The following is a 12,182-nucleotide window of genomic DNA, read 5'->3' on the forward strand; positions in this document are numbered from 1 at the left end:
GGAGGCCGCCGGGGCGGGATCGCCGTTCCTGTCTCGCTCGCTCACTTCGCACCTTCCGCGGGAACCAGGCCACGCTCACGGGCGTAGTCCTCAAGTTGGGTCCGCAGCTGGCGACGGCCACGGTGCAGCCGCGACATCACGGTCCCGATGGGGGTCCCCATGATGTCCGCGATCTCCTTGTACGGGAAGCCCTCGACGTCGGCGAGATAGACCGCGATGCGGAACTCCTCGGGAAGCGCTGCCAGCGCGCGCTTCACGTCGGTGTCCGGAAGGTGCTCCAGCGCCTCGACCTCCGCGGACTTCAGCCCGGCCGAGGTGTGCGACTCGGCCCTGGCCAGCTGCCAGTCCTCGATCTCCTCCGCGCCTGACTGCTTGGGCTCCCGCTGCTTCTTGCGGTAACTGTTGATGAAGGTGTTGGTCAGGATTCGGTAAAGCCACGCCTTGAGGTTCGTGCCTTGCTGGAACTGGTGGAAGGACGCGAAGGCCTTGGCGAAGGTCTCCTGAAGAAGGTCCTCGGCGTCCGCGGGGTTCCGGGTCATCCGAAGTGCGGCAGAGTAGAGCTGGTCGAGATAGGGCATGACATCCCGCTCGAACCGTGTGCTCCGCTGCTCCAGAGTCTCCTCGTCTGTCGCAGGGACCGGACCCACCCCCTTAAGATCGCCGGAGTCCTGTTGACGCGGGACACCGTACTGAGCGGAGGATACCCGCTCAACGGGGATGGCCCGATCACCGGGGCGGGTGACGGGTTCGATCAAGGCGAGCATCTGTTTGCCAACCTCCGAAAGGATCGTGCGTTGTCCGCTTGCAACACGCTCGTCCGGCCATCTGTTCCCGCAAGATAGAAGGTGACGAACAACCCGGTACGGGGAAAAGAAGTTACGTACCGGCAGGTAATCAAAAGACCACCGGATCCTCCCGACGCCAGGAGCTGCTTGTGCTGCCCATCCCGGCCGAAGAGCTGAACGGCTCAGGTGCGCTCGGGCCGTACTGGACCTTCTATCACGCGGTCGCGGCCGAGCAACTGGGCCGATGGCTGCCGGAAACCCCCTCCACCGTCCTCGACATGTCCTGCGGCAACGGCCGCTGGGCCGTCCAGGCGGCGAAGGCGGGACACCGGGTGATCGAGGTGGTCGACTTCCGTCGGCCCGCGGACGACCAGCCGCTGCACGACATCTCCAGGGTCAGCCAGGTACGCGCCGACGACCTGCGCTTCCTGCCCGACTGCAGCGTGGACGCCGTGCTCGCCGAGGATCGGGCGATGTCCGTGGAGCTCATGGCCGAGTCCGCGATCGACGATGTCGCCAGGGTTCTGCGTCCCGGCGGCCGGGCGCTGGTCTGCGTCGACTCCCTGGTGCTGGGGATGGCGATCCTCGCCGAGCAGAACTACTGGGCCCACCTGCGCCAGACCGGCGAGGTCATGCTCGTTCCCTGGCCCGACGGCAGCATCACCCGCTGCTTCAGCAGCGCCCAGCTCCGCGAGCTGCTCACCGAGGCGGGCCTGGAGGTCGAATGGGTACGGCCACGCACGGTGCTGTCTCCCTCGACCGTCGACCATGTGCTCGCCTCCGACTCCCGCGCGCTCACCTGGCTGGTCAACACCGAACTGGACACCCACCCCGAAGACGACGACACGGTGGGCATCCACCTGGTCGCCAGCGCCCGCCGGCCCTATTAGCGGTGGTCAGCGTCTGCGGTCGCGTTTGGACTGGCACTGGACGCAGCGGGTGGCCTCGGGGCGCGCCTCCAGCCTGCTCTCCGGGACGGGCATGGCGCAGTCCGCGCAGAGTCCGTAGCACCCCTCGTCCATCCGCCTGAGCGCCTCGATCACCGAGCCTCGGTGCCGGGTGGCCACCTCCAGCAGTGCCCTGTCGCGATCGGAGTCGGTCAACTCGGAACCGGCGTCCGCAGGGGATCTGTCCCGCGCGGCGAGTGAATCCCCGCGAAGGACTCCGATGGAACGGTCGAGTTCGGCGAGCATGCTCTTCAGACGCTCGCGCGCGGTCGCGACATCCACGAATCCGCACCTCCGGGAAACGAGGGCGGCCTGTGAAGGGATCCCCGACTCTCCCGTCAGGCGCAAGGGGGTGAGCTCTGGCGACGGTGATCTCGCACACTCGTCACGAGGCACCGCTTTCCTCAGCGGATGCCCATTTGTCAGAAGTTTCACACCGGATTAACCGGCGTTTTCAGAAGAGCGCCCGTCACGCCGGATTAACTAACGTTTTCAGAAGAGCGCCCGGCGGCGGCCCTCCCCCTGCCTCGCCGGTTCGACGAGCTCGGAGCTGTTGTTGTCGCCCGCCGAGCCGACCGCAGTGGAGATCAGAGAGGCGGCCGGCCGCCGCCCTCCCCTTCCTACATCGGCTTCCTACATCGGCTCGATGAGCTCGGGGCTGTTGTTGCGTACCGAGTTGACCGCGGTGGAGACCGGATAGACCTCCAGCCCCGTGGAGCCCGCAGGGATCAGGAACTCCCGCGCGTCGGGCACTCCCGGGTCGAGCCACTCACTCCACCGGTCGCGCTCGATCAGCATCGGCATCCGGTCGTGTACCGCACCGGCCTCGTCCACGGCATCGGTCGTGATGATCGTACAGGTCACCAGCCAGGAGAGCGGGTCGTCCTCGGCCCGGCCACGGTCCCGCCAGAACTCGTACAGCCCCGCCATGGCCAGCACACCGCCGTCGGCGGGGCGGACGAAGTAGGGCTGCTTCTTCGGTTTGCCCTTGGCGTCCTTCTCGTCGAGCACGACCCACTCGAAATACCCGTCGGCGGGCAGCAGGCATCTGCGCTCCGCGAACGCCTTGCGGTAGGCGGGTTTCTCCGCCACCGTCTCCACCCGTGCGTTGATCATCTTCGAGCCGACGGACGGGTCCTTCGCCCAGGCGGGGACCAGCCCCCAGCGGACCACGCGGAGCTGCCGGACCGGGCGGCCGTCCGGATCGGCCTTCGGCACCCGGCTCATCACCGCGTACACCGGTTTCGTGGGCGCGACGTTGTAGTCGGGCCTGAGTTCTTCGTCGGCAGCCCCATCGAGCTCGACCTGGAACTCCTCCAGCAACTCGTGCTTGTCCCGCGCAGACGCGTATCTCCCGCACATACCTCCACTTTGCCACGCCACAGCACACCGGAAGCCCCCACCGGGAAGTACCCAAGATCTCTCCCCTCAGGGACGCCCTGTGAGGCCGCGCCGTGGACTGGACTGAGGAGAGCCGGGTCTAAGCGGCCGAACCGCGACGCGCAGCGTCGCCGACAACACAGCTAGGCTTTTGGACATGTCCGCTCCGCTGTGGCCCGCACCGACCGCGACCGAACCCGTCCGCGCGACCGTTCCCCTGCCCGGGTCGAAGTCCGTGACCAACCGCGCGCTACTGCTCGCCGCACTGGCCGAGGGACCCGGCACGGTACGGCTGGCGCTGCGCAGCCGTGACGCCGACCTGATGGCGGACGCGCTGCGGGCACTGGGCGCGACGATGACCCCCTCCAACGAGAGCGCCTCCGGCGTCGACTGGGCGATCACGCCCGGCCCCGTCACCGGCGGCGCCCACATCGACGTGGGACTGGCGGGCACGGTCATGCGCTTCGTGCCGCCCATGGCGGCACTGGCCAGGGGTGAAGTGTTCTTCGACGGCGACCCGCACGCGCGCAAGCGCCCGATGGGCCCGATCCTCCGCGCGCTGCGCGCCCTTGGCGCCGAGGTGACAGGTGACGCACTGCCTTTCACCATCAGGGGCCCGCTGACCGGCGGCGAGGTCAGGCTCGACGCGTCGGGCTCCTCGCAGTTCCTCTCCGGCCTGCTGCTGACCGCCGCACGCTTCGAGAAGGGCGTGACGGTACGCCACGACGGCCCGCCGATCCCCTCGCAGCCGCACATCCAGATGACCGTTCAGATGCTGCGCGAGTTCGGCGTCGTGGTGGACGACTCCGAGCCGGACGTCTGGCGGGTCGAGCCCGGCCCCATCGGGGCGAGGGACTTCACGGTGGAGCCCGACCTGTCCAATGCGGCACCGTTCCTGTCCGCCGCCATGGTGACAGGCGGCACGGTCACCATTCCCGACTGGCCCGCGCGGACGACTCAGCCGGGTGACCAGCTGCGCACGCTGCTGGCCGACATGGGCGCCTCGGTGGAGCACACGGCTGAGGGGCTGGCGGTCACCGGTACCGGACGGATCACCGGAATCGAGGCGGACCTGCGCGACGTGGCCGAGCTGACCCCGACGATCGCCGCGCTGGCCGCTCTCGCCGACTCCCCCAGCAGGATCAGCGGTGTCGCCCACATCCGCGGGCACGAGACCGACCGGCTGGCCGCTCTGGTCGCGGAGATCAACGGTCTCGGCGGCGACGCGAACGAGACCGAGGACGGCCTGGAGATCCGGCCCCGACCGCTCACCGGCGGCGTGTTCCACTCCTACGCCGACCACCGGATGGCCACCGCCGGAGCGGTCATCGGACTGGCCGTGCCCGGCGTCGAGGTGGAGGACATCGCCACCACGGGTAAAACCCTCCCCGAGTTCGCCTCCATGTGGGCGGACATGCTGCGCGGCGCGCGGTGAGGGGCGACCGGCCGGCAGGCCCGGTAGTCGCGGCCCTTCTCGGGGGCGCACCGGGCCGGACAAGGCGGAGAAACTGAGAAAGCGCGAGTACGACGAGGACGACGTCAGGGTCAGGCCGGGGAAGGGGTCCCGGCCCAGGACCCGGATCCGTCCTGCCCATGAGGACGCGATCCCGGCGTTCGTGGTCGCCGTCGACCGCGGGCGCTACACGTGCCTGGTCGAGTCGGCGGGCGAGCGGGGGCGCCGCCGCAAGAAGGACCAGGCTGCGGGCGCCTCGATGAGCGGCCGGGTCGTGGTCGCGATGAAGGCCCGCGAGCTGGGCCGCAAGGGAATCGTGGTCGGCGACCGGGTGGCCCTGGTGGGCGACGTCTCCGGCATGGCCGACACGCTGGCTCGCGTCGTGCGGGTGGAGCCCCGCGTCTCCATGCTCCGCCGCTCCGCGGACGACACCGACAACACAGACGGCATCGAGCGGCCCGTGGTCGCCAACGCCGACCAACTCGTCATCGTGACGGCCCTGGCCGATCCGCCGCCCCGGCCCCGCATGATCGATCGGATGCTGGTGGCGGCCTTCGACGCCGATATCGAGCCGCTGCTCTGCCTCACCAAGTCAGACCTCGCCTCGCCCGACGAGCTGGTCTCGCTGTACGACCCCCTCGGCGTGCCGTACCTGGTGGTCTCCAAGGGCGGCGGCCTGGCAGAGGTGCGGGAGCGCCTCAGGGGCCGGATCAGCGTGCTCGTCGGCCATTCGGGGGTGGGTAAGTCCACCCTGGTCAACGCCCTGGTGCCGGATGCCAACCGGGCCGTCTCGCACGTGAACGCGGTGACCGGCCGGGGCCGTCACACCTCCACCTCCGCCGTCGCCATTGAACTGCCGGAGAGTGGCTGGATCATCGACACCCCCGGGGTCCGCAGCTTTGGTCTGGCCCATGTCTCGGTGGAAACGGTCCTGGCGGGCTTCCCCGACCTGGTCGAGGGCACCGTCCAGTGCCCGAAGGGCTGCAACCACCTCTCCGAGGAGTGCGCCCTGGATGCCTGGGTAGCCGCCGGCCACGCCGACCAGGCCCGCCTGACCTCCCTACGCCGCCTCCTCGCCAGCCGCGAAGGTGCCCCCGACGACGACTAGGCCCCCCAGAAGCGTCATGGAGGACGTGCCTAAGACGCCCCCCGAAGGACTACCCGTGAGGCCGCGCCGGGGACTGGACTGAGGAGAGGGAGGTTGCGAGGAACGAGCGGCCTCCCTCGACGAGGGAAGGAGCCGGATCCCAGCGGCCGAACCGCGACGCGCCGGCGTCGCCAACAACACACGCCGGCGTCGCCATCAACGCGCGCCGGCGTCGCCATTGATACGCAACGTCCAGGCGACGGTCATCTCGGATACGAGAGTGCCGTCCGCGGTCCTGATCTCGACGGTGATGTCGAACTCAGGACGTTCTCCCGCGTCCAGCTTGGCCACGACCTCCTCTCGGGACGCCTGGAGGCGGGCCTCCGCGACGACCTCGCCCCTCGCGAGCTTGACGTAGCGGATCGTCGCGTTCACCGCCAGCGGGGTCGCCCGCGACAACCGGTCACCGAAGGCCGCGAGCATGGCGGCCCCGGAGGCGGTCTCGGCGACGCTGAACAGGACGCCGGCGTGCGGGCCGCCCATGTGGTTGTGCAGTTCGGCCCGGTCCGCCAGGCGGGCGATGGCGAAACCCGGCTCCACCTTGTCGAAGGAGATGTCCAGCGTCCTGGCGAACGGCACGCTCTGCAGCATGAAATCGCCCACATCAAAGGTCATGCCAGAATGCTACTCACTGGTAACCACGGTGCCAACGGATGACCCGTGTTCCTCCATCGACCGATGGAACGCGACACGATTGTTCCCCTTGCCCCCTACTCTCCTCAATTCGGTCACCGACGCGATAACGTTGGCATCCGTGACGGGTTACAACGACGATCTTCGCCTCGCGCACGTCATGGCCGACACGGCCGACGATCTGACCATGCGTCGGTTCAAGGCTCTGGACCTGCGGGTGGAGAACAAGCCTGATCTCACGCCGGTGAGCGACGCCGACCAGGCGACCGAGCAGGCGATCCGCGCGACCCTCGGCCGGGCCCGGCCTCGCGACACCATCATCGGCGAGGAGTTCGGCAAGAGCGGCTACGGCGAGCGCTCGTGGATCATCGACCCGATCGACGGCACCAAGAACTACGTGCGCGGAGTGCCCGTCTGGGCCACGCTCATCGCCCTGGTGGACCAGGGCCGCGTCGTCGTGGGCCTGGTCTCGGCCCCCGCGCTCGGCCGCCGCTGGTGGGCCGCTCGTGACAGCGGCGCCTGGACCGGCAAGAGCCTCACCAAGGCCACGCGCTGCCAGGTCTCCTCCGTCGCCTACCTGGAGGACGCGTCGTTCTCCTACTCCAGCCTGGGCGGCTGGGAGGAGGCCGGGAAGCTCGACGCGTTCCTCGGCCTGAACCGTTCCGTCTGGCGCAGCCGTGCCTACGGTGACTTCTGGTCACACATGATGGTCGCCGAGGGCGCGGTCGACGTGTCGGCGGAGCCCGAACTCTCCCCCTGGGACATCGCGGCGCTGACCGTGATCATCGAGGAGGCCGGCGGCATCTGGACCGATCTGTCGGGCGTCCCCGACATCGACGGTGGCAGCCTGCTGTGCAGCAACGGCCCCCTGCACGCCAAGGTCCTCGAGCGCCTCGGCAGCGGACCGGTCACCCTCCCCGTGTAGTCCCCCTTCACGACCCCGCACGGCCGTCCGGCCTTCCACACACGTCCGTCGCCGTCACCAAGACACCTGGATACTCGCCGTACCCATGCGCCCGGCCCAAGGTCAGCCTGAGGTCAGCCCCGTGTGCTCGGCCCAAGGTCAGCTCCGCTCGCCTTCCGGAGGGATGTCGGGAAGGTGAACGGAGCGACACGCCCGCGAGGGCCTCGGCCGGAAGCGATGATGTGCTGACGCCTCCCTGCCTACCAGGTCACATTCCGGCTAAAACGCCCCAAAGGGCGGCCTATCGGCTGCGCGGGAGTGCAAGCCAAGACGAAACTCCCGGCAAAGCCCAGGTATTCACATCTGTGGGCTTACCTCTTCCGGTGCCGGTCACTGCTCGTTTCACTTCCGTTCACCTTGCCACAGTTTCATCGAAGACATCGAGAACGGATCTCACTACGGAGAAGGAACATAACCGTGACCAGTGGACAGCGCCGCCTCAGCGCGGTGGCGACGGCCGCGCTCGTCGTTTCGCTCGCGGCCGCATGCGGTGGCGACGCCAAGCCCAGCAGCGACGGCAGCACCTCGTCCGCCGCCCCCGCCACCGAGGCGGGCGCGGCTCTGAGCGGCGAGGTCAAGATCGACGGTTCCAGCACCGTGGCTCCCCTCACCCAGGCCGCCTCCGAGCTCTTCGGCGAGGAGCAGCCGCAGGTGAAGGTGCCGGTCGGCACCTCGGGCACCGGCGGCGGCTTTGAGAAGTTCTGCGCAGGCGAGACCGACATCTCGAACGCCTCCCGCGCGATCAAGGACGAGGAGAAGGCGGCCTGCGAGGCGAAGGGCATCACGTTCACCGAGCTCACGGTGGCGACCGACGCACTGACCGTCGTGGTTTCCAAGGAGAACGACTGGGTCACCTGCCTGACCACCGACCAGCTCAAGAAGATGTGGGAGCCGGCGTCCGAGGGCAAGGTCAAGACCTGGAAGGACGTCGACGCCAAGTTCCCGGCCGAGGAGCTCAAGCTCTACGGTCCCGGCACCGACTCCGGCACCTTCGACTACTTCACCGACGAGATCAACGGTGAGGAGGGTGCCAGCCGCAAGGACTACAGCCCGAGCGAGAACGACAACGACATCGTCACCGGTGTCTCGGGCGCCAAGGGTGGCCTGGGCTACTTCGGCTTCACCTACTTCGAGGAGAACGTCGACAAGCTGAAGGCCGTGGAGATCGACTCGGGCAGCGGCTGCGTGGCCCCGAGCGTCGAGGCGGCCCAGGGCGGCAAGTACACCCCGCTCGCCCGCCCGCTGTTCATCTACCCCTCCGCCGTCGCGGTGAAGCGGCCCGAGGTCGCGGCCTTCCTCGACTACTACGCGTCCAACATCAACGCGATCGCCAAGGACGCCAAGTTCATCCCGCTGAACGCCGAGCAGGAGGCCAAGCTCAAGGCTGACATCACGTCGCTGAAGAGCGCCGGCTGATGTCGGCACAGCATCGCGCGACCGTTCCAGGGGCCCAGGGGTCCCTGGCGCGGTCGCGCCCGCGTTACGGCGAGTTCGTGGTCAAGGCCGTTCTGCTGACCGCGGCGATGGTGTCGGTGGCGACCACGATCGGCATCGTCATCGCGCTCCTCGAACCGACCGTCGAGTTCTTCGCCTCGGTGAGCATCGGCGAGTTCTTCGGGTCCACCGACTGGGGACCGCTGTTCAACCCGCCCGCGTTCGGCGTCTGGCCGCTCATCGTCGCGACCGTGGAGATCACCTTCATCGCCATCGTGGTCGCCGTGCCGCTCGGCCTGGCCGCGGCGATCTACCTGTCGGAGTACGCCTCCCGCAGGACCCGCAAGATCTTCAAGCCGGTGCTGGAGGTCCTCGCGGGCGTTCCGACGGTGGTCTTCGGATTCTTCGCCCTCACCTTCGTCACACCGCTGCTCAAGGACCTCTTCCCCTTCCTTGACCTGGAGGCCAAGAACGCGCTCGCCGCCGGTCTCCTGGTCGGCGTGATGATCATCCCGATCGTCGCGTCGCTGTCGGAGGACTCGATGGCCGCGGTGCCGAACGGCCTGCGCGAGGGCTCGTACGCCCTCGGTGCCTCCAAGATGCTCACCTCGGTGCGCGTCGTCGTCCCCGCCGCGTTCTCCGGCATCGTCGCCGCCGTCATCCTGGCGATCTCCCGGGCCGCGGGCGAGACGATGATCGTTGCGATCGCGGGCGGGTTCAAGTCCGTCTTCACGCTCTACCCGGGCAACGAGATGTCCACGATGGCGGCCTTCATCGCCCAGGCCGGCTCCGGCGACGCCTCGGTCGGCTCGATCGCCTACAAGACCATCTTCGCGGTGGGTTCCCTGCTCTTCGTGATCACCTTCGCGATGAACTACCTCAGCGCCCGCATGGTCCAGAAGTATCGCGAGGTCTACGACTGATGGCCATCCTCTCCACCCCGCGCTCGGCCGTGCAACTGGCGAGCAAGGGACGCCCGCTCAAGGAGCACCTCTTCCGTATAGCGCTGCTGGCCAGTCTCGCGATCGCTCTCGCGTTCCTGGCCATGCTGCTGTTCTACGTCGTCGAGAAGGGCTGGCCTCGGCTCAACTCGATGCTCTGGGAGAACCAGCCCTCGATCCGCCGCCCGGAGACCTCCGGCATCCAGTCGGGCATTCTCGGCACCCTGTGGATCATCGCGCTGACCGCGGTCATGGCCCTGCCCACCGGGATCCTCGCGGCGATCTATCTTGAGGAGTACGCCGACAGGACCAAGTGGTACAACAAGCTGATCGAGCTGAACATCTCCAACCTGGCGGCCGTTCCCTCGATCGTCTACGGCATCCTCGGCCTGGGCATCATCGCCCGCTGGCTGCAGTTCGGCTTCACGGTCATGACCGGCGCGGTCACCATCTCGCTGCTCGTACTGCCCATCGTCATCATCTCCGCCCGTGAGGCCATCCGTGCGGTGCCCCCGTCGATCCGCGAGGGCTCGCTGGCGCTGGGCGCGACCCAGTGGCAGACCATCTACCGCCAGGTGCTCCCGGCGTCGATCCCGGGCATCGCGACGGGCTCGATCCTGGCCCTCTCCCGTGCGATCGGCGAGGCCGCCCCGTTCCTGATGCTCGGCGCCGCGACGCTGGTCCGGTTCAACCCCGAGGGCATCTGGAGTAGTTTCACCGTCCTGCCGCTACAGATCTACAGCTTCATCAGCCGCCCCCAGGAGGAATTCAGTATCCTCGCCTCCGCGGCGATCGTGATCCTGCTGGCGATCCTGCTCCTGATGAACTCCGTCGCCATCTGGCTCCGTAACCGCTACCAGAAGCGCTGGTGAGGTAAGAATGTCTGAGATTGGAATTTCCGTGCCGAACGTGAACGTGCGCGGCCCCGAAGTCCCCCGCACCATCGAGGCCCTCGACCCGGTCTTCACCGTCTCCAACCTCAGCGTTTTCTACGGTGACTACGAGGCGGTACGAGGGGTCGACCTGACCATCGGCAACCGTGAGATCACGGCCATGATCGGCCCGTCCGGCTGCGGCAAGAGCACGGTGCTCCGCTGCTTCAACCGGATGAACGACCTGATCCCCGGCGCCCGCGCGGTCGGCGAGATCCTCTACCACGACGAGAACCTGTACGGCGACCACGTGGACCCGATCGAGGTCCGCCGCCGGATCGGCATGGTCTTCCAGAAGCCGAACCCCTTCCCCAAGTCGATCTACGACAACATCGCCTACGGTCCCCGGGTCAACGGGATCAAGGGCAACATGGACGAGATCGTCGAGGAGGCGCTGACCAAGGCGGCACTCTGGGACGAGGTCAAGGACAAGATCAAGCAGAACGCGCTCTCCCTGTCCGGCGGACAGCAGCAGCGTCTGTGCATCGCCAGGGCGATCGCGGTGAAGCCCGACGTCATCCTGATGGACGAGCCCTGCTCGGCCCTGGACCCGATCGCGACCACCAAGATCGAAGACCTGATGCAGGAGCTGACGCGCGACTACACGATCGTCATCGTCACCCACAACATGCAGCAGGCCGCCCGCGTCTCCGACCGTACTGCCTTCTTCACCGCCGAGGTGGACGAAGCCGGCGTGCGGCACGGCCGCCTGGTGGAGTTCGACGAGACCAGCCGCATTTTCACCAACCCCAGTGACAAGCGGACCGAGGACTACATCACAGGTCGCTTCGGCTGACCCACATTGGAGGATCCGGGTGCTCCAGCCGCAGACGGCACCAGAGGTGGAAGGGGACAGACGGACGGCGCCCATCCTGTTGGTGGCCGATCCGGAGGCGGCCATGGTCCATGACCTGTCCGCGGCCCTGGAACGCGAAGGGGTGCGGGTCACGGGCGTCACCGACGGCGCCCAGGCCCTCCTGCAGGCCGGGGCGCTACGGCCCGACGTCGTTCTCGTCAGCGCCTCACTACCGGTCCTGGGGGCTGTGGAGTTCGTCCGCGCGGTACGGCTGACGCGGGCGATACCCGTCCTGCTGGGCGTGGGCGAGGGACACGCCCAGCAGGCCGTTCAGGCGCTGGCGGCCGGGGCCACCGCGTGCGTGGCCCGGCCCTACCGGGTGCCCGAGCTACTGCCCCTGGTTCACGCCGCGTTCACCGGCGAGCCCGGGGCCCGCAGGGTACTCGTGGTCGGCAAGGTGGAGCTCGACATCAACGCCTACCAGGTCACGGTCGGCGGCCGGATCATCCACCTGCCGCTGCGCGAGTTCGAGCTGCTGCACTATCTGATGCGTAACGCACACCGCACCGTGACGCGGGAACAGATCATGCGGCATGTCTGGAACTCCACGGACACCGCCTCGACCAACACCATCGCGGTGCACGTCAAGCGCCTCCGCGCGCGTCTGGGCGACACCGACGACCAACTGATCCAGACCGTGCGAGGGGTGGGCTACCGGCTGGTCGACAGGACCCCGTAACGCGTACCCACCGCGAAACGCGCGCCCGCCA

Annotated in this window: 13 protein-coding genes; 9 read left to right on the top strand and 4 right to left on the bottom strand. The window is 68.1% G+C overall.

What is annotated here, in order from left to right:
• Positions 1–41: 41 nt before the first annotated feature.
• On the bottom strand, positions 42–578 hold the full coding sequence (locus OG884_RS10025; RefSeq protein WP_245651911.1) for a sigma-70 family RNA polymerase sigma factor: 537 nt from the start codon (positions 576–578) through the stop codon (positions 42–44).
• 356 nt (positions 579–934) lie between these two features.
• On the opposite strand from OG884_RS10025, the gene OG884_RS10030 reads away from it, so the two are divergent.
• The gene (locus tag OG884_RS10030) at positions 935–1,675 is read left to right on the top strand and encodes a class I SAM-dependent methyltransferase (RefSeq protein WP_326644371.1); all 741 of its coding nucleotides are present in this window, start codon (positions 935–937) and stop codon (positions 1,673–1,675) included.
• Positions 1,676–1,681: 6 nt separating this feature from the next.
• On the opposite strand, the gene OG884_RS10035 is transcribed toward OG884_RS10030, so the two are convergent.
• Positions 1,682–2,014, bottom strand: a complete 333-nt coding sequence (locus OG884_RS10035) for a TraR/DksA C4-type zinc finger protein (RefSeq protein WP_326644373.1) — start codon at positions 2,012–2,014, stop codon at positions 1,682–1,684.
• A 351-nt stretch (positions 2,015–2,365) separates the two neighbouring features.
• Positions 2,366–3,094: an SOS response-associated peptidase gene (locus OG884_RS10040; RefSeq protein WP_326644375.1), complete on the bottom strand. Its 729-nt coding sequence runs from the start codon at positions 3,092–3,094 to the stop codon at positions 2,366–2,368.
• Between the two features lie 175 nt (positions 3,095–3,269).
• Here OG884_RS10040 and aroA point away from each other — a divergent pair, with 175 nt between their 5' ends.
• Together aroA and rsgA are read left to right on the top strand one after the other, a co-directional pair.
• Positions 3,270–4,547, top strand: a complete 1,278-nt coding sequence (gene aroA / locus OG884_RS10045; protein WP_326644377.1) for a 3-phosphoshikimate 1-carboxyvinyltransferase — start codon at positions 3,270–3,272, stop codon at positions 4,545–4,547.
• 73 nt (positions 4,548–4,620) lie between these two features.
• Positions 4,621–5,673: a ribosome small subunit-dependent GTPase A gene (rsgA, locus tag OG884_RS10050; protein WP_326646889.1), complete on the top strand. Its 1,053-nt coding sequence runs from the start codon at positions 4,621–4,623 to the stop codon at positions 5,671–5,673.
• 195 nt (positions 5,674–5,868) lie between these two features.
• Here the strand turns inward: rsgA and OG884_RS10055 are convergent, their stop codons facing one another.
• A complete protein-coding gene (locus OG884_RS10055; RefSeq protein WP_326644379.1) occupies positions 5,869–6,327 on the bottom strand; it encodes a DUF4442 domain-containing protein in 459 nt (152 codons plus the stop codon).
• A 139-nt stretch (positions 6,328–6,466) separates the two neighbouring features.
• Between OG884_RS10055 and hisN the strand changes: the two genes are divergently transcribed.
• From hisN to OG884_RS10085, 6 genes are all read left to right on the top strand, one after another.
• Positions 6,467–7,270 carry a histidinol-phosphatase gene (gene hisN, locus OG884_RS10060; RefSeq protein ID WP_326644382.1) on the top strand — a complete coding sequence of 268 codons (804 nt, stop codon included), beginning with the start codon at positions 6,467–6,469 and terminating at the stop codon, positions 7,268–7,270.
• Between the two features lie 456 nt (positions 7,271–7,726).
• Positions 7,727–8,725: a PstS family phosphate ABC transporter substrate-binding protein gene (locus OG884_RS10065; protein WP_326644383.1), complete on the top strand. Its 999-nt coding sequence runs from the start codon at positions 7,727–7,729 to the stop codon at positions 8,723–8,725.
• Positions 8,725–9,666, top strand: a complete 942-nt coding sequence (gene pstC / locus OG884_RS10070; RefSeq protein ID WP_326644384.1) for a phosphate ABC transporter permease subunit PstC — start codon at positions 8,725–8,727, stop codon at positions 9,664–9,666. The genes OG884_RS10065 and pstC overlap by 1 nt, the downstream gene beginning before the upstream one ends.
• Positions 9,666–10,556, top strand: a complete 891-nt coding sequence (gene pstA / locus OG884_RS10075) for a phosphate ABC transporter permease PstA (protein WP_326644385.1) — start codon at positions 9,666–9,668, stop codon at positions 10,554–10,556. The genes pstC and pstA overlap by 1 nt, the downstream gene beginning before the upstream one ends.
• A gap of 37 nt (positions 10,557–10,593) precedes the next feature.
• Entirely contained in the window at positions 10,594–11,412 is an 819-nt protein-coding gene (gene pstB, locus OG884_RS10080) for a phosphate ABC transporter ATP-binding protein PstB (protein ID WP_326646890.1), read from the top strand.
• 19 nt (positions 11,413–11,431) lie between these two features.
• Entirely contained in the window at positions 11,432–12,151 is a 720-nt protein-coding gene (locus OG884_RS10085; RefSeq protein ID WP_326644387.1) for a response regulator transcription factor, read from the top strand.
• Positions 12,152–12,182 lie beyond the last annotated feature (31 nt).

Origin of the sequence: Streptosporangium sp. NBC_01755, from assembly GCF_035917995.1 — a bacterium.
GTDB lineage: Bacteria > Actinomycetota > Actinomycetes > Streptosporangiales > Streptosporangiaceae > Streptosporangium.